This window comes from Mesorhizobium sp. f-mel, assembly GCF_053850215.1.
The window spans coordinates 21106-40819 of record NZ_JBSPTO010000012.1; the positions used below are offsets into that span (position 1 = coordinate 21106).

Sequence of the window (19714 nt, forward strand, 5' to 3'; positions counted from 1 at the left end):
TCGATGGCTCACACAAGCCCAGCGACCTCACAGCGATTTCTCCATCGGCCGGCGACGAGTATGTGCTTTTGGATCCGCTCTCTTAACAGAGTGAGCGATCGAGATAAGCGTCGAATGCAGCAGCAACAGCCCGAGTCACAAAGCGGTGTTCCTGCCTCACGCGGATGCACCCCTTTTCGATGTCCACTATCCCGTCCTTGGCGAGCATGGCCAGGCGTTCAGCTGAATTGAGAAGAGGGATCGGGTCAAACCCGTGGGCCGCACAGATTGCCGGCACATCGGCCTCCAAATCGCACATTAGCCGCTCGATGATTGCGGCTCGGACGCGGTCTTCGTCGGTGAGTCGGCAGCCTTTTGCTGTCGCCAGACTGCCAGCTCTGATGTGGCGGCTGTAGGTACGGGTTGCAACTTCGTTCTGGACATAACCATCTCCGAGACGGCCAATGGCCGACGCACCGAAGCCGATCACGGTTTTGGGGGTGTCGGCCGAGTAACCCAGGGAGTTACGCCGCAAGCGACCGGCTTGCTGCACCAGCGTGAGTTGGTCGTCCGGCAAGGCGAAATGGTCAAGTCCGATCTGGCGGTAGCCTGCTGCAACCAACGTCTCTGCCACGGCCGCGGCCTGTCCGGCGCGGGCAGCGATGTCCGGCAGCGCGGCCTCCTCGATCAGGCGCTGGTTTTTCTTAAAAGACGGAACATGCGCGTAGCCGAACACCGCAAGTCGGTCGGGGCGCATGGCGGCCGCCGCGGCCGCGGTCTGGACGCAGGACTGCACTGTCTGCTTGGGAAGACCGTAGAGAAGGTCGAAATTGATGCGGTTCACTCCGTGCCGGCGTAGGTTTTCGACAGCGGCTGTCGTCTGCGCCTCACTCTGGACCCGATTGATTGCTTTTTGAACAAGGGGATCGAAGCTCTGCACGCCGAGGCTCGCGCGGGTCACGCCGGCTGCCCCTAAGGCTTCGGCCATCTCGGCAGTGAATGCGCGCGGGTCGATCTCGACGGCGATCGTAGCCGTTTTCCTAAACGCAAAACGGTGGCGCAAGAGTTCCATTAGCGCCAGGAATTCCGCAGGTCCGATGAGGGTCGGCGTTCCTCCGCCGAAGTGCACGTCGCTCACGGGGAGCTCCTGTGGCGCTTGCTCCGCGACCAAACGGAGCTCCTCACGCAGAACCGCCAGATAGGCGAGGATCGGTGAATCCCGGGAAGCGACGGTGATGGGGAATCCGCAATACCAGCACATTGAGCGGCAGAACGGAATATGGAGATAGAGCGACACGGGCTCGTCGGCCGGCAGGCCTCTTAGCCATTCCTCACAAGCCTCGGCGCCGACCGCTGCAGAGAACTGCGGAGCAGCCGGATAGATGGTATACCAAGGCGGACCAGCGTTGCCATATTTTGTCAGGATTGAGCTCTGCAATGGTCCCTGTTCCTTCCTCAGATCGGCATTATCCTGACCGCTGCGCTCTGTGGCGTCTTTGCGCTATGTCAAATCGGTCCGCCTTAGCCAGCAGAAATCTGAAGTCGGCGCTAGCCGCTGACTGCGGGAGCAGTCGCTACCCCTGACAATCATATTGCCGCCGAGCCACCGCGTGCCGTTCCGGCCCTCTAAATTGACATCTTCGGTTGATGTGCGTCGGGCCTCGAGTGCAGTTGAGCACTACTGACCTGCGACTCTCTTTCAGCCGGCATGCCAAGGAGTGTTTCTGTTCACTTGTTGAGAGGAACAGGACAGGCAAGTACGATCCCTCGAAAAATCTGACGTAGCCCGATTGGCCGCATCCTTGTTGGACAGCCGCCCCTATCCCGTCGGCCGCCCGCAGCCTGCCCGCAAGTGCCAATCTCCGCGACACGATGGACACCGATGAACTTGTCTCAGTCATGTTTGCGGAGATACTTTGGAGGCAGCGGATTGAAGAAGAAAACCCGCTAGGAAATCGCGCCTGCGAGGACGCGACCCGCCGTAGTTCAAACCGTGTGCGCGCAACTATCGAGGAATATCGGAAAGACCGGCCGAAGCGATTGGCGAGGTAGTTCGCGTCATTCCTACGGGTGGATAGCGCGGCTCTAGCCGTTTTCGCAGCCTATCCCGTCGTGATCGCGGTCTGAACCTACGACAATGACTGGTCCGCTTACATACGCTGGTCCATTGCCGGTCCCGGATGAGCAATCGACATCACTGGCTATGGGGACGCAATTGCCTGTGTAGTTTGGATCGCAGGCGCCCTGGGCATGAGCCAACCAAGTGACGTTGCGCCAAGAGCGATAACGCACAAACGACGAACGCCATGCCCGCCCCCGGCTTTCAAACCCCAGAACACCTTAGAGGCGCAAATGGGCCGGCGCAAGTTATCTAGCATGCAGAATATTGTAGTCCCGGAGTATGCGGCGGCCATAGCGGACGAGATCGCCGTTGGCCAGGAGATCGCCAAGCGTTGCAATACCAGCGGCGTTGTCCATGCATTCATGGCGCGAATGGGTGTGATCCAAAGAATCAACTTCACCAATCTGTTGAGTAGCATTAGACGTCGCTGATCTAATGAAATCAGGGGTATCGCGGTCGATCGACGATAGCAGCTGATGCGCACCGAAGAAATCATCGCCTGTTTGATGTGATCTGCGCGCTTCTGATGTGGCGAGCTCAGGTGTGGAATTTGCGAACGCCGCGATCGGCGTGGAAGGAGCGCGAAGAGAGTATGTGCGGGATTGTGGGCATCGTCGGGCAGCAGCCGGTCGCGGAACGGCTGGTCGATGCGTTGAAACGTCTGGAATATCGGGGCTATGATTCGGCGGGTGTCGCGACCATCGACGGTGGAGCGCTTCATCGGCGGCGCGCCGAGGGCAAGCTCGTCAATCTCGAGGCAAGGCTGAAAGAACAGCCTCTTACCGGCACTATCGGGATCGGCCATACGCGCTGGGCGACGCATGGCGCGCCAACGGAACGCAATGCCCACCCACATTTCACCGACGGCATCGCAGTGGTGCACAATGGCATCATCGAAAATTTTGCTGAGTTGAAGGACGAACTGGCCGCTGCCGGCGTCGAGTTCCAGACCGAGACCGACACCGAGGTCGTCGCGCATCTCCTGGCAATACTTCGCCGGGATGGGATGGGACCGCGCGAGGCGATGTACGCGATGCTGAAGCGGCTGAGGGGTTCCTATGCTGTCGCTATTCTCTTCGAAGATGATCCGTCGACTATCATGGCGGCCCGCAACGGTCCGCCTCTGGCGATCGGCCATGGCAATGGCGAAATGTTCCTCGGCTCTGATGCCATCGCCCTGGCCCCTTTCACCAATGAAATCACCTATCTGATCGACGGCGATTGGGCGGTGATCGGCAAGTCGGGCGTCCATATCTTCGACATGGATGGCAACGTCGTCACCCGCCCGCGCCAGGTCTCGATGGCGACGGCCTATCTGGTCGACAAGGGCAATCATCGCCATTTCATGGAGAAGGAGATCTACGAGCAGCCGGCTGTCGTAGCCCAGGCTCTCGGCCACTACGTCAACCTCATCGACAACCGCGTCGCGCCCGTTTCCAGCGCGATCGATTTCGCCAAGGTGCCGAGCCTTGCCATCTCCGCCTGCGGCACGGCCTATCTGGCGGGCCTGATCGGCAAATACTGGTTCGAACGCTATGCGCGCCTGCCGGTAGAAATCGACGTCGCGTCGGAGTTCCGCTACCGCGAGATCCCACTGTCGCCGCAGTCGGCAGCACTCTTCATCTCGCAATCGGGCGAGACCGCCGACACGCTGGCATCGCTCCGCTATTGCAAGGAGCATGGCCTGAAGATCGGCGCCGTGGTCAATACTCGCGAGTCGACGATTGCCCGGGAATCCGACGTAGTCTATCCGATCCTGGCCGGCCCGGAGATCGGTGTCGCTTCCACGAAGGTTTTCACCTGCCAGCTTGCCGTTCTCGCCGCGCTTGCGATCAGTGCCGGCAAGGCGCGAGGCACCGTCAGCGACGATGAGGAGCAGGCGCTCGTCAAGAGCTTGGCCGAGATGCCCCGCATTATGGGCCAGGTGCTGAACAGCCTCCAGCCGATGATCGAACTCCTGTCCCGGGAGCTGTCGAAATGCCGCGACGTGCTCTATCTCGGCCGCGGCACCAGCTTCCCGCTGGCTATGGAAGGCGCCCTGAAGCTCAAGGAGATTTCCTATATCCACGCGGAGGGCTATGCCGCGGGCGAGCTGAAGCACGGCCCGATCGCGCTCATCGACGAAAACATGCGCGTCATCGTCATCGCGCCCCACGATCGCTTCTTCGAAAAGACCGTCTCCAACATGCAGGAAGTGGCGGCACGCGGCGGCCGCACCATCCTGATTACGGACGAAAGAGGTGCGGCCGCATCCAAACTCGACACGATGCACACGATCATGCTTCCCAACGTCGACGAGATCATTGCACCGATGATCTTCTCCTTGCCGGTTCAACTCCTTGCCTATCACACGGCCGTCTTCATGGGGACGGACGTTGACCAGCCGCGCAATCTGGCAAAATCGGTCACTGTCGAATAATCATCAGGCCGGAAACGTGACGACGTTGTGACTCCATGTCGGCTGTGACGGCCGCCGCGTTGCGATCTGAAATATCCTCCGATGGTCACCGATCTGGAAGACCTGCAGGCCATACTGCCGGTCCTCGAGGCCGTCGTGCAGACCCCGAAGCCGCTGCTCATCATCTCGGAAAACGTCGAAGGCGAGCCCCTGGCGACGTTGGTCGTCAACAAGCTGCGGGGCGGCCTGAAGATCGCCGCCGTCAAAGCGCCCGGCTCCGGTGATCGCCGCAAGGCCATGCTGGAAGACATCGCCGTCCCGACCGTTGGCCGGGTCATCTAGGAAGACCTCGGCACAAGCTCGAGAATGTCGGCATCAACATGCTCGGCCGCGCCAAGAGGATGTCGATCTCCAAGGAGAACATCATCATCGTCGACGGGGACGCTTCTGCTGCGCGACGGCTCAGGTGGGCGAGATTGCTGAAGCAGATATTGAGGGTGAGCTGATCTATCGCGGTCCGAATGTGATCATGGGCTATGCCGAATCCACCGCAGATCTGACCAAGGGGGGCGAGCTGATTGAACTCGCCACAGGCGATCTCGCAAGGCGTGGCACCGACGTTCTTTACCGAATTTATCGGCCGCCCGCCCGGTGTATATAACAACGCGTCGAACCCCCACCTTCGAAGAGTGTAACTGGACTACAGCCACTCGAACGGCCAGACGAGGCCCGTCAGCCTGAAGGTAAACAAGCAAGACAAATAAACCTTGTGCTGGCGATGCCGCATATCTTCCAATGGTCATCGCAAAACTGTCACGAGCGCAAACAGCGGTTGTTTTGTTCTCGGTGAGAGCCACTACACGTTTGCCACTATTCGCTTCCTGGATGGCTTTCATCCAAACAATCAATTTTACCCATCTCGCGGAATACTGCATCGATAAGGTTACTTGAGGGGGAATCAGTTCCCTCGATCGCGAGATTTTGCGTATAGCCCGCCGCCATGAATGTACCTTTGACGCATCTGCAACGCCTCGAGGCCGAGGCCATCCATATTTTCCGTGAGGTCGCGGCGACGTTTGCCAAGCCGGTGATGCTTTATTCGGTGGGTAAGGATTCGTCGGTGCTTCTGCACTTGGCGATGAAAGCCTTCTATCCGGCTAAGCCGCCATTTCCATTCCTACACGTCGACACGACCTGGAAATTCGGCGAGATGATCGAGTTTCGCGACTCGATGGCCGAGAAACTGGGCTTCGACCTTCTTGTGCACGTCAATCAAGACGGCGTGCGCGACGGCATCAACCCGTTCGATCACGGCTCGAACACCCACACCCATGTCATGAAAACGGTGGGCCTGCGCCAGGCGCTCGACAAATACGGCTTCGACGCGGCCTTTGGCGGCGCCCGCCGCGACGAGGAGAAGTCGCGCGCCAAGGAGCGCATCTTCTCGTTCCGCAATGCGCACCACGTCTGGGATCCCAAGAACCAGCGTCCGGAAATGTGGAAGATCTACAACACACGGATCTCGCCCGGTGAATCGATCCGCGTCTTCCCGCTGTCCAACTGGACCGAGCTCGACATCTGGCAATACATCTTGCGCGAGGAAATCCCGATCGTGCCGCTGTATTTCGCCGAGAAGCGGCCGGTGGTCGAGCGCGACGGCATGCTGATCATGCGCGACGACGACCGCATGAAGCTCCGGGCCGGCGAGGTCATAAAGAACCGCCTGGTCCGCTTTAGGACGCTCGGCTGCTATCCGCTGACGGGGGCTATCGATTCCGACGCCGACGATCTCGAAAGCATCGTCAATGAGATGCTGATTGCCCGAACCTCGGAACGCCAGGGCCGGCTGATCGACCGGGACGAGGCCGGCTCGATGGAAAAGAAGAAGCGCGAAGGCTATTTCTGAGAATGCGCCCCCTACTGGCAGAAAATCTCGTCGAGGCCGATACCGCCCGCGAGTTCATTGCCGACCAGGCAGAGAAGTCGCTGCTGCGCTTCCTGACCTGCGGTTCGGTCGACGACGGCAAGTCGACGCTGATCGGGCGCCTGCTTTCCGACACCAAGCAGATTTTCGAGGACCAGCTTGCTGCGCTCGAGCGCGATTCGCGCAAGCACGGCACCACCGGCGACGACGTCGACTTCGCGCTGCTGGTCGACGGCCTCGAGGCCGAGCGCGAGCAGGGCATTACTATCGACGTCGCCTATCGCTTCTTCGCGACGCCGAAGCGCAAGTTCATCGTCGCCGACACGCCCGGCCACGAACAATATACGCGCAACATGGCGACGGGCGCTTCGACGGCCGACCTCGCCATAGTGCTGATCGATGCCCGTCAGGGCGTATTGCGCCAGACGCGCCGCCATTCGATCATCGCTTCGCTGCTCGGCATCCGCCACGTAGTGCTCGCGGTCAACAAAATCGATCTGGTTGGCTTCGACCGCGACGTATTTGCTGAGATCGTCGCCGACTACACGGAATTCGCGAAGGATCTCGGCTTCTCGTCGATCGTGCCGATCCCGATGTCAGCTCGCTTCGGCGACAACGTCTCCCGGCGCTCCACGCTGACCGGCTGGTATGCGGGCCCGACCCTGATCGATCACCTGGAAATGGTGGCAATCGGCGAAGCGAGCGAACAGCCGTTCCGGTTTCCCGTGCAGTATGTAAACCGGCCGAATCTCGATTTCCGCGGCTTCGCGGGAACGGTCGCGTCGGGCTCGGTTGCGGAGGGCGACGTAGTCGTTGTCGCGAAATCCGGCAAGCAGTCGCGGGTCAAGCGCATCGTCGCTCAAGCCGGCGATCTCGAATGGGCGGTGGAAGGGCAGGCGGTCACCATAGTCCTGGAAGACGAGATCGAGGTTTCGCGCGGCAATCTCCTGGTTGCGCCCGAAGCACGGCCGCAGGTCGCCGACCAGTTCGCCGCCAACCTCGTCTGGTTCGACGAGCAGGCGCTTCTGCCCGGCCGCTCATACATATTGCGCACCGAAACCGACCAGGCGAGCGCGACCATTTCGGAATTGAAATACCGCGTCAATGTCAATGACTTCGCGCAGGAAGCGGCGAAATCGCTGGCGATGAATGAGGTCGGCGTCGTCAACATCTCGGCGCAGTCGCCTATCGCCTTCGACAGCTTCGCCGAAAACCGCACCACCGGTGCGTTCATCCTGATCGATCGCATCACCAATGCGACCGTCGGGGCCGGCATGATCCTGCATCGGCTGCGCCGCGCCGACAACATCCACTGGCAGTCGCTGGAAGTGACGAAGAGCGCCCGCGCTGCGGCCAAGCACCAGAAGCCGGCGGTTCTCTGGCTCACGGGGCTTTCTGGCTCGGGCAAGTCGACCATCGCCAATCTGCTCGAGAAGAAGCTGCATGCAAGCGGTCGCCACACCTACATTCTCGACGGCGATAATGTCCGCCACGGCCTTAATCGCGATCTCGGCTTCACCGACGAGGACCGTGTCGAAAACATCCGCCGCGTCGCCGAAGTGGCGCGCCTGATGGTCGACGCCGGCCTGATGGTGATCGTCTCCTTCATCTCGCCGTTTCTCGCCGAGCGCCGCATGGCGCGCGAAATGATGGGCGAGGGCGAGTTCATCGAGGTGTTCGTCGATACGCCGTTCGATGAATGCGCCGCACGCGATCCGAAAGGGCTCTATGCGAAAGCACTCGGCGGCGAGATAAAGAACTTCACCGGCCTGGATTCGCCTTACGAACAGCCGGAAAACGCCGAAATACGGCTACAAACGACCGGCAAAACGCCGGAAGAGATGGTAGATGCGCTCGAAAGATCGCTCCATGAACGCAATATCGTCCAACGACCTGTTGACGACGAAAGTGGATCCATCTGACAAGGCGGCAATTCTGGCCCTTTTCGAAGGTCTGGCGCTTGCGGCCAGCCGCGCCATCATGGCGATGTTCGATGCCGGAATGGTGTTTGAGACGAAAGCCGACGCCTCTCCCGTGACCGAGGCCGACCGCGCCGCCGAGCGGGTGATCCTTGAAGAGCTGCGCGAGGCGCTGGCCGGCATCGCCGGTGTGGCGGCAGAGGAAATCTCCGCCGGTGTGGTGCCGGTGCTGGTCATCAAAGCAGAGCTGTTGCGGAGTGCCGCGGAGAAGACAAACTCGAAGACTACGCAGCGCAATCCGTCGACAACTCGACTTTCTCAGCATGTTCCTGCCGTCCTTTTCGCCGGATCTCTGATTGCCCGCTTCGAAGTCTTCTGCATCATGGTGACGGGCGTGGTCCCCTCGCCGGTAATGTAACCACGTCGCTGACCGGAACGGGCTTCAGTCGCGAGGGCCCTCATCTTCTCGGAGTGGGTTGGAACTTCCTCTATGTCGGCGTGTCATTGGTCTCTGCGCACGGCCCGTCTCAGCCGGTGTGCACCGGTTTGGTAACGCAGGCTTTGGCGGCCATGCTGCAACGAGTAGCTGGCGTCCACATCAGGTCCCTCCAATCAGGTTTCGACAACCCGTTGGAATCACGACCGCGCCAGCTGCTCAACCCCTTCGACGAGATCACTATTGGAGCACGGGGGGCTTTGTGTGGAGGTAGATCCACGCATCCACTAACCTATTGAACTATAATTATGATCAGGGGAAGATAACCGGGTGATCGGCGACAGAATCACACCTACCGGCAACCACCCGTCCGTCCAAAAAACCAAGGGGGTCTCCGGATGCTCTGGCCGCCAAAACCTTTCTAGACAGGTTCTTACATGTCTGAATGCTATTTTCTGAACTGACATTTTTCTATACAGCACTCCATAAAAGCCGTAAAATTGATTGTTTCGATGGATCCCATCCACGCTATGGATAAATGGACACGTGCGCTTCAAAGGCCTTGATCTAAACCTCCTCGTCGCGCTTGACGCGTTGATGAATGAGCGGAACCTCACCGCTGCCGCGCGCAGCATCAATCTGAGCCAGCCCGCCATGAGCGCGGCCGTCGGCCGGTTGCGCGACTTTTTCCGTGATGAGCTATTTACGATGAGGGGCCGCGAACTTGTCCCAACACCCCGTGCGGAGGGGCTTGCTCCCGCCGTCCGCGAGGCGCTGCTCCACGTCCAGCTCTCCATCATTTCCTGGGACATGTTCGACCCAGCTCAATCGGAGCGCCGCTTCAGGATCAGCCTTTCTGATTTCATGACACTCGTATTTTTTCAAAAGGTCGTGGAGCGTGTTGCGCGGGAAGCTCCCGCCGTCAGCTTCGAGTTGCTGCCTCTCGCCGACGACCCCAATGAGCTTCTCCGGCGCGGTGAGGTCGATTTTCTAATCCTTCCGGAAGTGTTCATTTCGAGCGCGCATCCTAGAGCGGCACTGTTCGACGAGACACTCGTGTGCGTAGGCTGCCCCACAAACAAGCAGCTATCACGCCAGCTTACATTCGAGCAATACATGTCGATGGGGCACGTTGCGCCCCATTTCCGGGGTGCGCTGCGACCCTCCATCGAAGAATGGTTTTTACTCGAGCACGGTGTCGAGAGACGTATCGAAGTCGTCGTGCAGAATTTTAGCATGATCCCGCCCGTGCTATCAGGCACCGACCGTATAGCGACGGTACCGTTACGGCTGGTTACCCACTTTGCAGAAGCAATACCCCTGCGGATCGTCGACCTTCCGCGGCCGCTTCCCGTATTCACCGAGGCCGTACAATGGCCCGCTCTTCATAATAGCGATTCGGCGAGCATCTGGATGCGCGAGATATTGTTCCAGGAGGCGTCCCGCATGGCTTCTCACCGAGAGGCTGTTGCAGGCCCCAAGAGCTCCTAGATTCAATGCGTATTTTGGGCCAGCCGTCAGTAACCCAAGAACGTCTCCGCCCGGATGCCCTTGCGCTTGACCCAGCCTGTCTGAGGAGTGTTTGTATTGCGGAGACCATAGCGGGCCCGTCCGGCCGCGTAATAGACTGGTACCGTGACATCACCGACGTGTTTCGAAAACATCATCAGCGGTTTGGAGAGGGTGCGCCGCATGGAAAAGCCGGCGCGGCAGCGACGGTAGCTGCGCGTGCACCGCCTACGCCTTATGGGCTTGCTCGCAGCTGGAGTTCGGCTGCGCCTCCAGGAAGGCCTTGGCGTGGCGGGTTTCGATGCAGACCACCGGCAGGCCGGCTTCGGCCCGGCCGCTGAACAGCCATTGCGACAATGGCCCGGCTTCAAGCCCGATCCGCTCAAGTCCAGGCAGGATCCGAGAGCACCCGCACAAGATCCTCGGGATGGCTCTCCACCTTCATCTCCCGGCAGATCTTGCCGGTTTCGTCGACGATGCAAATCGCGGTCTCTTTCACCGCGACGTCCAATCCGGCATAATGTTTCATGCTGCGGTTCTCCCTGTGATGCTTGTGGCTGCGGGCATGCAGACCACGTTTAACCATCAGCTCGAAGCGCAGCACCTTCAACCTGTCCACCATGCATTGTCGCCCGAAGATCAGGCTCAAGCCGAATACCTCATCTCGGGGGGGGCGAGCCGATCCCCGTGGCAGATTGATGCGTCGGACGTGAGTATGCGCCGTGTTGTCCAGCGGATCGCCGCCAAGTTTGATCGGGTGTATTTCTGTTACGAGGCCGGCCCGACCGGCTATGGTCTCTATCGGCTGATCCGATCGCTCGGCCATGAATGCATGGTGGTCGCCCCATCGCTGATCCCAAGGAAGCCCGGCGACCGGGTGAGACGAACCGCCGGGATGCTCTTTCCCTGGCCAGACTGCTGCGCGCCGGCCAACTGTGGGTTCCCGATGAAAGTCACGAGGCCATGCGGGATCTTGTCCGCGCCCGGCAGCTGCAGTCGAGACGCTGCTCGTTCACCGGCAGCATGTGAGCGCCTTCATGCTCAACCACTGTCGTATCCATCCGCGCAAGAAGGGCTGGACGCTGCGCTATCTGCGCTGGCTGCAGGAGCAGCCGTTCGATATCCCGCGCGTCAGATCGCACTCCAGGAAATGGTCGAAGCGGTGCGCGTGTCGAAAGGGTTCGCCATATGCTGGTCGAGAGCGCATGGACCTGTCATCCGTCCAAGCAGGCAAGGCGAAGCAGTACCGGCTGGAGCAAGCCGCATCGAAGGTGCGCGAGATCACATGGCATTTGGACGGCTCAAACAGTGGGTTTGCCGGCCGCCTTGAAGTGATTGAAGGTCGGGACAGGGCGGCGGCAGCGCTCGCAGGCAGAGAAGGCGCGGATCGTGGCCGAGAGCCTTATGCGGGCGTGCGCGTTTCGGAGATGGTGCGCAAATACGGGGTGACGCGCTGGCAGGTCTATGATGGCGCAAGCAGCTCGGAGTGGGCGGCTGGCGCTACCGGAAAGCATGCGGCAGGACCCGCCTTTGCCGCCCTGGAAGAGCCGTCGCGTGGCAAGGCGACGGGGAGCGCCACCTGTCACGTATCATCCGCATCGTTCGACGGGCGCAATGATTGGCGCCGGACGCGCGGAGCGCCGGACTATGGGGAGTCCGCGGCGGCAATCGCCTGCGAAGCGCAAAGCCCCTGCCCTCTCGGTCGCGAGGATCGAGCGCCGTCTGTCCGCCTGGCCTGGAACGTTACCGAGCGCGGTTTTGTCCTCGACCGCGCCGACCGCCATATCGCCAGCGTGCTCGCCGGCGGCCTGCGGCGCTCGGAGATCGTCGGCCTCGACGTCGTCCGCGACGACCATATCGTGGGGGGCCACAACGACGGCAGCGGCTGGGTCGAGATCTTTCCTCACAAAGGAATCCTGGTCCTGCGCGGCAACACGGGCTTGCGTGAGGTTGAGGTCGGCCGCGGCTCCAGCGACCTCTCCTGCCCCGCCCTCGCGCTCGAGACCTGGATCCGCCCCGGCCGCATCGCGCGAGGCCCCTCTTCCGGCGCATTTTTCGGGACAACAAACCGTCGATGTCGGGCGGCTTTCCGATAAGCATGTTCGCTCGCCTGGTCAAGCAGACCGCACTCGCCGCCGGCGTCCGCTCCGATCTTCCGGAAGGAGAACGTGAGCTGCTGTTTTCCGGGCATTCGCTCCGGTCAGGCCTCGCCTCCTTGGCCGACGTCGAGGAACGCTATGTGCAAAAGCAGCTCGGGGCTTTAAAGGCCCCTCCCCTGCCGCCGGCCTGAAACCGTTAGGTCAAAATTGCGGGCTGGATTACAGGCGGTCAATCTGATCCTGAAACGCCGCGTCGCCGCGGCCGAGCTCGACCCAAACGCCTTCAGTGCCCACGGCCTGCGGTCCGGCTATCCCACCGAGACCGCCCGTCGCGGCATCCGCTGCCGGAAGCCATTCAGCAGCTAGCACCGCTCGGTGCCACAGCCTCCAACTAACGTTGCTGGCTTCGTCACCGCGGCCCTGCGACCACACGGTCTTTCATGGATTGGATGCGACTGTCGGCAAAAGGCTCCCGGATTGAGCAAACCGGATCACTATTTTACGCCGGTGAGAGCGTTGTGTCTGCCATGTGCACGCGCGCTGCCGCCGCCAGCAGGTCGGCTTGGGTGATCAGGCCAAGGATGCGTCGCTCGGCATCGACGATGACTACGGCATGGCTGCGGCCGTCGGTGAGCACGGGAAGCAGGCGCATCGCCGGCTTGTCGGGAGAGGCGGTGTCAGCCTTCGACATCACGCCCTTCACCGTATCGGTTGCCTTCGTCAGCTCGCGCAGGCCAACCGCACCCACCAGCCGGCCTTCGGCGTCGGTCACCGGCAAGGTGCGGATGTTGTGGTCGAGCAGCTGCTTTCTGGCCTCATCGGCCGAGGCATTTTCGGAGGCCGAAACTACGTCGCGGGACATGATGTCCTGGCAAAGCAGCGTTCGCTGCGAGCGCGCCGCCGCCTGCAGCTCGACCTGGCGCAGTAGTCTTTCGAGGTCGTCGCGGCCGATATCGAAAGTCTCGTCCAACGCGGAAAGCGCAGCATCGACATCTTCGGGCCAGAATCCGACGGGCTCTACCGGCGGCCGGTCCGCGGTGCCGTGACTGTTTGCGGCGGCCACGTGGAAATGCGGATAGTTGCGCCGTGACAGAACGTGAAAAATAAAGCCGAGCGCCACCAGTACTGCCGAATTCAGCGCCACCGGCACGAAGGGGAAAAGGAAGCCGGCGCCGATCACGGCCGGTCCCCCGAGCACGGCCGTCAGCGCCGCCGCGCCGCCCGGCGGATGCAGGCAACGCGTGAATGACATGGCCGCGATTGCCAGTGCCACCGCCAGGCCCGATGCGATCACTTGATCATGCACGAACTGCGCAATAGTGACGCCGACCAGCGCCGAAATAGTATTGCCGCCGATAATCGACCAAGGTTGCGCCAGCGGGCTTGAAGGCACGGCAAAAAGCAGCACGGCCGATGCTCCCATAGGCGCCACCAGCAGTGCGACATGCGCGCCGGGCCCGATCGCCAGCGCACTGATCGCGCCGGTCAATGCGATGCCGATCATGGCGCCGATGCAGGCAAGTAGCCGCTCTCGTAGCGTCGCACCGGCAAGGATCGGAACAAAGAGGCGAAAGGCCATGGCAAGCCCTGGAGCGAGTGGTCGGAACTTCCGCGGTCTGCAATGCGGCCGAAGCTACAGATTTGGAAGTCAAGCCAATTCGGAAAGTCGCCGCACGGGAGAATATTATTGCGTGAGGGAGCAAAGTGCGGGATGCCGCCTGGCTAAGGGGATGCAAGAAAACGCCAGGGAAAAGAAGATGCGCGTCAGGCTGCCCCGACATCAGTGAGCGGCTTCTTCGGGGCTCGACGATTCCGGCGTGATTGTCGAGAAGCTTCGTCATGTGAACCTCTTGTGGGGTGCGCATCGGAAGAGGATGCCGCCGCTCCGATCTGGGGTTCGGCGGACTTCTGGAGCGTTATTGCAGCCCCGACCCCTGCAGGCGAAGCTGTCCGCATTCCCGCGTCAGAACGGACTGGCGCTGGCGATACGCGATCTCGGCCATCAATCGGTCCACACCTTCCTGCCTCAATGGTGGCAGAACCCGAAATGCGCAGGAACGCAACTGGGGGCCTTAACAAGAGCGAATCCCAGAACGCCTTGGTCCGCGCATTGTTCTTCAACCGTCTCGGAGAATTGCGGGACAGGACCTTCGAGAGTCCGTCCTATCGGCCGTCCGGGCTGAAGCTACTGATCAATGCCATCGCCTACTGGAACACTCTCTATCTCGAGCCGGCCTTCGCCGAGCTCAACCGGGAAGGCATCGCCACGCCGCCCGATGTGATCAAACCGATCACCCCGCTCGGGTGTCAGCCTATCAGTCTCACTGGCGATTACATCTGGACTCCGACGGACCGCCGACCTCAGGTCAAGGCGGCGAGAAACATCCATTCTCGCAGCGTGATCACCGTATGTTCTAGAAAGTCGGACAGATTCACCACTTTCGTGTCGTGACGCCCTTCTGACACAGCCATTTCTAGCCCGGGCGCGCGGTCGACACCGGCCTGCTACGCCAATCCAAGCTTCTTCTTCAGTTCCGCATTCTCCTTGCGAAGGCGTTCGGCGAGCAGGCTCTTCAGTCGCTTGTTTTCGTCCTCGAGCGCGACAAGGTCCTTCAGATCATCGCTGCCCGATACAGGTGTCGCGGCCTTCCTCCAGTGATAGTAGGTCTGCTCCGCTATGCCGGCTTGGCTTACCGCCATCTTCAAAGTAGCGCCACCGTTCATCGACTTTTCGATCTCAGAGAGCTTCTGGGCCCGCTCCTCTTCGGAGTAGATTTTCCGGCCGCTCCGAACAGCTGCCGATGATTCAGCCGCTGAGGATGCCGGCGTGGCTCCAGTGGTGCGCGCAGATGACATTGGCTGCGCCTTCGTCTTCCGCGATTGCGGGGCTCTCCTCTTTGGCGACCCCGCTTTGACAGCCGGCTCAGAGGTGGCTTCTATAGGTTCAGCGTCTTTGACATCTGGCATAAAAGGCTCCGCGTGCAGTTTGAACACACGTTCACGATCGGCGGATATCACATTGGAGTCAATAATCTGACAATTTGGCAGCTCTGTCTCTTCAAGCTCATTTGTCGTCTCGGCGATCGCCGCTGAGAAATCGAAATCACCCCAAATAGGCCCGACCCGTCTTTGACGCCCACGCTTCTGTTTGATTTCAACGATAAATGGTCGCGTCTGGCGCCTCATGGTTTCTTCCTTTGAGAGAAAGTTGTTTGCTGAAGAGGTCACGGCCCGGTCAGAATAAAGCGTACCCGCGCTTCTTGTTTGCACCGGCCTTTATCCATCAGTCCGCCCGTTGGCAACTCCGTGGAAGCCGATCTCAATCCCGCGGTGGCGCCGAAAGTAAGTCCCTCGCGATGCAGCGTGGCTGCGGACGGGGGCGGCGAACACGCCCTAGACTCAAGACCAAGAGCCTGCCTGCCCAAATCGCTCCCTGCGCAATCCCTCGCGGCTCATCATCGCCAATGACTTCTTGAACAGGAACTCGAACTCGACCATGCGCCGCGACCAGTGGCTGTATGCGGCACCGTCCACCGAGCCTGGCCGCTGTCAAAAAGCGCTGTTAACCAAATTTTCTAACCCGCCAATGCTTATTCGCGAGACTGAAGGCGTGAGGTGTTTGATGTGTGATTCGAACATAAGCGCGTTTCCGCTGCATCGGCGGCGGAAATTGGTCGAAGGTATCGCCCGGGTCTTGGAATCCAAGCACGGGGAGGACGCGAATGCCTTCTGGCGCAGCACCGCCAAGGCAATTCTCGTTCAACTGTCCGAATCAGGAATTGCACCCGGGCTCGCCGAACAAGAAGTTGGAACGCTTCTTCATGCTGTCTTAGGCGATCTAGCCACTCGGAGTGCTGCGAAACTTTCACGATAGCATCGGCTCACGACGAAGGATCGCCGTGTGGAGCTCCGGGCTCCGCAAGCGTAGCACCACTGCATCCGTCAAGTGCAAGGTTGCGGATCAAAAGATCGCCGCGTTACTCGAAATCATGCACGCGAATGTGCTCTCGGGTTTGATAAGATTCCGCATCGACGATGGCTAGGCGATGCGGAAATCCGCATTCATGGAAGGCCGACGGTTCTGCGCCACCCAGCTTTTCCACGAGCGGAACCCGCGAAAACAATGAGCCGGAATGTTTGAATTCCAGTCTGCCTTTTATGCGACTTTCGGCGCACAAATCATGAACATCAAATGGTTCGCTCGCTGCCGTGGCACCGACTTCTCCAGCGCCGTTTCGGAGAGCTGCTGACGGAACTGGAGAGTTAGAATGCCGCATCGGTCGATGCCGCGTGCGCCCAGCGAATGATGACCGCCGCCACGACTCAGTCAGCGCGCCGGTTGGAATGCGACCGCCAATCTTGTCTTGGAACTCGAGAGCTGACGTACGTCATTGGCACGTTTCCTCTTGGTCACCGTACAGCTAGAATTATGCGCTGTAATCGAACAAAGGCACCGCGATTCCTTCCGCTGCTACTGGAACTGTATCCGCCAAGACCGAGGAAGGACAGCCTGTTACCCCTTGGGGTATGGCGGCACGTCCACTAAAGTTTATCGAAGACAGAGCCCATCCTAGGGCTGAACAGCCGGTCATAGGTCCTCAGAAGATATCCATCCGTCATGCCCGCGACGTAGTCGCAGATGTGGCGCAAGGGATCGGAGGCCCCCTTATATCGTTCAAAAACGTCGGCCGGCAGAAATTTCTCCGCGTCTGAACGCATCACCTCAAAGACAGCGATGACCATCATCTGGCCCTTGAACTCGAGGTGCTGAACGCTTGGGCTGTAGACGACTTCCTCCCGTACGAGATCCTTGATCGCCACCACAAATGCCATCACTGGCGCGGGGAGCACGGCCTGATATTTTATACGCGGTTCCGCGAACTGCGACTTCTCGTGAATATCGACGGAAGGAATCACCATATTCAGAACGCGATTGATCTGATGTTTCCGCTCGTTCCCGTCGCCAAAGAGCCGGTCAGCAAACCCTGCATAGACGTCATTACCGTATTGGCCCGGGTATTCCGAGTTGAGGTAGTCCAATAGCGCGGTGCACTGTTGAGGCGTTACGTGCTTCTCGAAATCGGCCCGCGAAATAAGCCGCATCGCGAGCACGTCTTCGAGATCGTGAATACCGAAGCTGATGTCGTCTGCCAGATCCATCAGGGTGCATGCGAACGATTTATGGCGGGGTTCTTGATGCTTTCCCGGCACCTCGTTGAACGCTTGGAACTCCTCTCGATCGGCCGGCGCGAGCGGCTCGAGAAGCCAGTCGACGACATCTTGTTCGCAATCGAGGTAGCATTTCGGTGGTTTCGACGCCTTTCGATCTAGGATCGGCGTACCACTGGTATCTTCCAGGAGCTTCGGTCTCTTGCTTGGGCTTGCGGCTTCTCTGTACGGCACAGGGTATTTGAGCACGCCGAGCATCGTTTCGCGCGTGAGGTTGGAGCCAGCCGCTTGGGACATCTTCTCAAGCTTCGAAAGGATACGAAGCGTTTGCCCATTACCCTCAAAGCCGCCGGCATCTCGCATGCAGTAGTTCAGCGCGACTTCGCCGCCATGGCCGAACGGCGGGTGGCCGAGATCGTGAGTGCAGGCGATCGCCTGCATCATGCTTCGCTCGGGCAGGTACTGGATTGCATCGTGGCTGGGCAGATTGTGCCGGAGTTGGATCGTCAGCCCGACAGCTATCTGCGCAACCTCGAGCGAGTGCGTGAGACGTGTTCTGTAGAAGTCGCTGTCGCCCAGGTTCAAGATCTGAGTTTTGCCTTGGAGGCGCCGAAATGAGGCTGAGTGGATGACGCGCGCATAATCAACATCGCCTGGCGTGCGCGCATCGAATGATCGTTGCTGCCATGCCTCGCGGCGATCTGCCCACACCATCGACACCCCCACAGACGACACAACGAAAGATGACCCGTTCAGCGGGCCTTCAACCTCGAACCAAGTTCCCGGACCGGGTAAACCAAGATCAAGATATTAAAGGTGGTGTCAAAGGCTTCTGCAAGGCACTCATGGGCGTGGCCGTTTCGATCGGTGACCGAAACGGGGGTCGCGCGTGTCATCTTGCGTCCGATGGGAAGCACTTTGCCGAGGGAATGGTTGAGCGTTATGGCGGTCTCCGTCGGCCGTCCGAATTGCCGCGCATATTCCGCAGAGACTTCGATCCGGCGAATCTCGGCCCGCGCCCCGGTGCGTTCGCAAAAGGTAATCCTCTCCAGGATGTAGACCGCGCAGGCCCGCCGATGGGTACGGGCGTATTCGCGGCACGACGCATAGATCGACGCCCCGAAGTCGGGCGCGATCTTCAGAACCGTCTTAATCTCAAGCGCGTGGTCGGCCGCGACGTCACGGAACGTGTTTCCTTGGAAGAGAACGAACCGCGCAAAGTTGTTGGCTTCGCGTTCAAACGAGTCAGCAATGTCGGGATCGAGGTGCTTTTCGCAATCCTGGAAGAAGCGAAAAATCTTCCGGTGCGTCGGCATCTCATGATGCCCCGCCTCATGGAGCTTCAGGAAATTCTGCTTTGATGGGTGAACAGTGTCGTCGATGTGAATGATGCTGTCACCGGCATCATAAATGCCCAGTACCTTAGAAATTGCGGATTTCAAGACCGATGCTGACCGTTCGGCCTTGTCGGCAACATAAGCGACGATGCGACGCGGATCGAAGGCGCTGTTCGGCGCGACGCGCAGCCTCGCGGCCGCCAGGATATCAGCGATAGGCGTGGGAAAGACGCCCCATGCCGATGCGCGGTCGAGAGCGCGCCGTGCTGCATCATGCACGGCGCGCTCCTGGTCTGGATCAATGGAGCTGTCGTCAGTCTTGACCACCCGGCTTCTTCCTGGTGCTGCGTAGGTAACCGAGATATTTGATTAGCTCCGCCTCTTCCTCGGCGGTGAGGTTGTGATCTGCGAAGGTTGGCAGCCGTCCGTGGCGCTGGTCGTCCCCGCTCCGGCTGCGCGTCGGAACAACAAAACCTGCGCGCTCCATCAGATTTTCGTAGCTCACCGCATAGAGTTCGGCGAGCGCATGCAGGATGTTCGGGTTGGGTTTCTTGATCTGGTCATTCTCGATTTGGCTGAGATAGGCGTTTGAAACGACCTTATCTGTGGCTTTTTCAACGTCACGCTGTGAGAGATTGCGGTCGGTGCGTATTGAAGCAAGATATTTCCCCAGCGTGAGCCTGCTCCCCGGCCCTGCGCCGCTGTTCGGCATAAAATCCTCCTGAAGCCCTTGATTTGGAATGCGAAATTAAGGCGTTTTGCTTGAAATGTCAAGCATGCTTGCAAGATGCTTGACATTCTTTGCATGCCGCATCATATTAG

General features: G+C 59.9%; 16 protein-coding genes and 4 pseudogenes. 13 read left to right on the top strand and 7 right to left on the bottom strand.

All coding sequences use genetic code 11. The features are described 5' to 3' along the window. Window positions 1-82 precede the first annotated feature (82 nt). Window positions 83-1417 (bottom strand): oxygen-independent coproporphyrinogen III oxidase, encoded by a 1335-nt coding sequence (gene hemN, locus ACWUKX_RS16510; protein ID WP_456007950.1) that lies wholly within the window; start codon window positions 1415-1417, stop codon window positions 83-85. A gap of 1276 nt (window positions 1418-2693) precedes the next feature. Between hemN and glmS the strand changes: the two genes are divergently transcribed. From glmS to ACWUKX_RS16545, 7 genes and pseudogenes are all read left to right on the top strand, one after another. Continuing rightward, window positions 2694-4520, top strand: coding sequence for a glutamine--fructose-6-phosphate transaminase (isomerizing) (gene glmS / locus ACWUKX_RS16515; protein WP_456007951.1), 1827 nt, complete (start codon window positions 2694-2696; stop codon window positions 4518-4520). 81 nt (window positions 4521-4601) lie between these two features. Then, window positions 4602-4954 (top strand): annotated as a pseudogene (gene groEL / locus ACWUKX_RS16520) (chaperonin GroEL); the annotation flags it as partial. A gap of 11 nt (window positions 4955-4965) precedes the next feature. Further along, a complete protein-coding gene (locus tag ACWUKX_RS16525) occupies window positions 4966-5160 on the top strand; it encodes a hypothetical protein (RefSeq protein ID WP_456008061.1) in 195 nt (64 codons plus the stop codon). 339 nt (window positions 5161-5499) lie between these two features. Continuing rightward, on the top strand, window positions 5500-6405 hold the full coding sequence (gene cysD / locus ACWUKX_RS16530) for a sulfate adenylyltransferase subunit CysD (protein ID WP_456007952.1): 906 nt from the start codon (window positions 5500-5502) through the stop codon (window positions 6403-6405). A gap of 2 nt (window positions 6406-6407) precedes the next feature. Then, the gene (gene cysN, locus ACWUKX_RS16535) at window positions 6408-8345 is read left to right on the top strand and encodes a sulfate adenylyltransferase subunit CysN (RefSeq protein WP_456007953.1); all 1938 of its coding nucleotides are present in this window, start codon (window positions 6408-6410) and stop codon (window positions 8343-8345) included. Continuing rightward, the gene (locus tag ACWUKX_RS16540; RefSeq protein WP_456007954.1) at window positions 8272-8760 is read left to right on the top strand and encodes a hypothetical protein; all 489 of its coding nucleotides are present in this window, start codon (window positions 8272-8274) and stop codon (window positions 8758-8760) included. The genes cysN and ACWUKX_RS16540 overlap by 74 nt, the downstream gene beginning before the upstream one ends. 564 nt (window positions 8761-9324) lie before the next feature. Further along, window positions 9325-10269, top strand: coding sequence for a LysR family transcriptional regulator (locus ACWUKX_RS16545; RefSeq protein ID WP_456007955.1), 945 nt, complete (start codon window positions 9325-9327; stop codon window positions 10267-10269). A gap of 270 nt (window positions 10270-10539) precedes the next feature. On the opposite strand, the pseudogene ACWUKX_RS16550 reads toward ACWUKX_RS16545, so the two are convergent. After that, window positions 10540-10816 (bottom strand): annotated as a pseudogene (locus ACWUKX_RS16550) (IS110 family transposase); the annotation flags it as partial. Window positions 10817-10954: 138 nt separating this feature from the next. Between ACWUKX_RS16550 and ACWUKX_RS16555 the strand changes: the two are divergent. The 4 genes and pseudogenes from ACWUKX_RS16555 to ACWUKX_RS16570 all read left to right on the top strand — a co-directional run. Next, window positions 10955-11509: pseudogene (locus ACWUKX_RS16555) on the top strand (IS110 family transposase); the annotation flags it as partial. Further along, on the top strand, window positions 11493-12383 hold the full coding sequence (locus tag ACWUKX_RS16560) for a hypothetical protein (RefSeq protein ID WP_456007956.1): 891 nt from the start codon (window positions 11493-11495) through the stop codon (window positions 12381-12383). The pseudogene ACWUKX_RS16555 and the gene ACWUKX_RS16560, both read left to right, overlap by 17 nt. A 2-nt stretch (window positions 12384-12385) precedes the next feature. After that, window positions 12386-12577 (top strand): hypothetical protein, encoded by a 192-nt coding sequence (locus ACWUKX_RS16565; protein WP_456007957.1) that lies wholly within the window; start codon window positions 12386-12388, stop codon window positions 12575-12577. A gap of 31 nt (window positions 12578-12608) precedes the next feature. Beyond that, window positions 12609-12748, top strand: a pseudogene (locus ACWUKX_RS16570) (integrase); the annotation flags it as partial. Window positions 12749-12885: 137 nt separating this feature from the next. Here the strand turns inward: ACWUKX_RS16570 and ACWUKX_RS16575 are convergent. After that, complete coding sequence (locus ACWUKX_RS16575; RefSeq protein WP_456007958.1) at window positions 12886-13965, bottom strand: HPP family protein; 1080 nt, start codon at window positions 13963-13965, stop codon at window positions 12886-12888. A gap of 468 nt (window positions 13966-14433) precedes the next feature. Between ACWUKX_RS16575 and ACWUKX_RS16580 the strand changes: the two genes are divergently transcribed. Continuing rightward, window positions 14434-14838 carry a Tn3 family transposase gene (locus ACWUKX_RS16580; RefSeq protein WP_456007959.1) on the top strand — a complete coding sequence of 135 codons (405 nt, stop codon included), beginning with the start codon at window positions 14434-14436 and terminating at the stop codon, window positions 14836-14838. A 53-nt stretch (window positions 14839-14891) separates the two neighbouring features. Here the strand turns inward: ACWUKX_RS16580 and ACWUKX_RS16585 are convergent, their stop codons facing one another. Beyond that, window positions 14892-15572: a transposase gene (locus ACWUKX_RS16585; RefSeq protein WP_456007960.1), complete on the bottom strand. Its 681-nt coding sequence runs from the start codon at window positions 15570-15572 to the stop codon at window positions 14892-14894. A gap of 310 nt (window positions 15573-15882) precedes the next feature. On the opposite strand from ACWUKX_RS16585, the gene ACWUKX_RS16590 reads away from it, so the two are divergent. Continuing rightward, complete coding sequence (locus ACWUKX_RS16590; RefSeq protein ID WP_456007961.1) at window positions 15883-16260, top strand: DUF6074 family protein; 378 nt, start codon at window positions 15883-15885, stop codon at window positions 16258-16260. Between the two features lie 668 nt (window positions 16261-16928). Here the strand turns inward: ACWUKX_RS16590 and ACWUKX_RS16595 are convergent. The 3 genes from ACWUKX_RS16595 to ACWUKX_RS16605 are packed head-to-tail and all read right to left on the bottom strand — an operon-like array spanning window position 16929 to window position 19604. After that, the gene (locus ACWUKX_RS16595) at window positions 16929-18269 is read right to left on the bottom strand and encodes an anti-phage deoxyguanosine triphosphatase (protein WP_456007962.1); all 1341 of its coding nucleotides are present in this window, start codon (window positions 18267-18269) and stop codon (window positions 16929-16931) included. A 38-nt stretch (window positions 18270-18307) separates the two neighbouring features. Next, a complete protein-coding gene (locus tag ACWUKX_RS16600; RefSeq protein ID WP_456007963.1) occupies window positions 18308-19219 on the bottom strand; it encodes an ImmA/IrrE family metallo-endopeptidase in 912 nt (303 codons plus the stop codon). Beyond that, the gene (locus ACWUKX_RS16605) at window positions 19206-19604 is read right to left on the bottom strand and encodes a helix-turn-helix domain-containing protein (protein ID WP_456007964.1); all 399 of its coding nucleotides are present in this window, start codon (window positions 19602-19604) and stop codon (window positions 19206-19208) included. The genes ACWUKX_RS16600 and ACWUKX_RS16605 overlap by 14 nt, the downstream gene beginning before the upstream one ends. Window positions 19605-19714: the final 110 nt, after the last annotated feature.

Coding starts and splice junctions, on each gene's coding strand:
- glmS (WP_456007951.1), top strand. CDS start 2,694: ATGTGCGGGATTGTGGGCATCGTCGGGCAGCAGCCGGTCGCGGAACGG.
- cysD (WP_456007952.1), top strand. CDS start 5,500: ATGAATGTACCTTTGACGCATCTGCAACGCCTCGAGGCCGAGGCCATC.
- cysN (WP_456007953.1), top strand. CDS start 6,408: ATGCGCCCCCTACTGGCAGAAAATCTCGTCGAGGCCGATACCGCCCGC.
- ACWUKX_RS16540 (WP_456007954.1), top strand. CDS start 8,272: ATGCGCTCGAAAGATCGCTCCATGAACGCAATATCGTCCAACGACCTG.
- ACWUKX_RS16560 (WP_456007956.1), top strand. CDS start 11,493: ATGGACCTGTCATCCGTCCAAGCAGGCAAGGCGAAGCAGTACCGGCTG.
- ACWUKX_RS16565 (WP_456007957.1), top strand. CDS start 12,386: ATGTTCGCTCGCCTGGTCAAGCAGACCGCACTCGCCGCCGGCGTCCGC.
- ACWUKX_RS16575 (WP_456007958.1), bottom strand. CDS start 13,965: ATGGCCTTTCGCCTCTTTGTTCCGATCCTTGCCGGTGCGACGCTACGA.
- ACWUKX_RS16580 (WP_456007959.1), top strand. CDS start 14,434: ATGCGCAGGAACGCAACTGGGGGCCTTAACAAGAGCGAATCCCAGAAC.
- ACWUKX_RS16585 (WP_456007960.1), bottom strand. CDS start 15,572: ATGAGGCGCCAGACGCGACCATTTATCGTTGAAATCAAACAGAAGCGT.
- ACWUKX_RS16590 (WP_456007961.1), top strand. CDS start 15,883: ATGCGCCGCGACCAGTGGCTGTATGCGGCACCGTCCACCGAGCCTGGC.
- ACWUKX_RS16595 (WP_456007962.1), bottom strand. CDS start 18,269: ATGGTGTGGGCAGATCGCCGCGAGGCATGGCAGCAACGATCATTCGAT.
- ACWUKX_RS16605 (WP_456007964.1), bottom strand. CDS start 19,604: ATGCCGAACAGCGGCGCAGGGCCGGGGAGCAGGCTCACGCTGGGGAAA.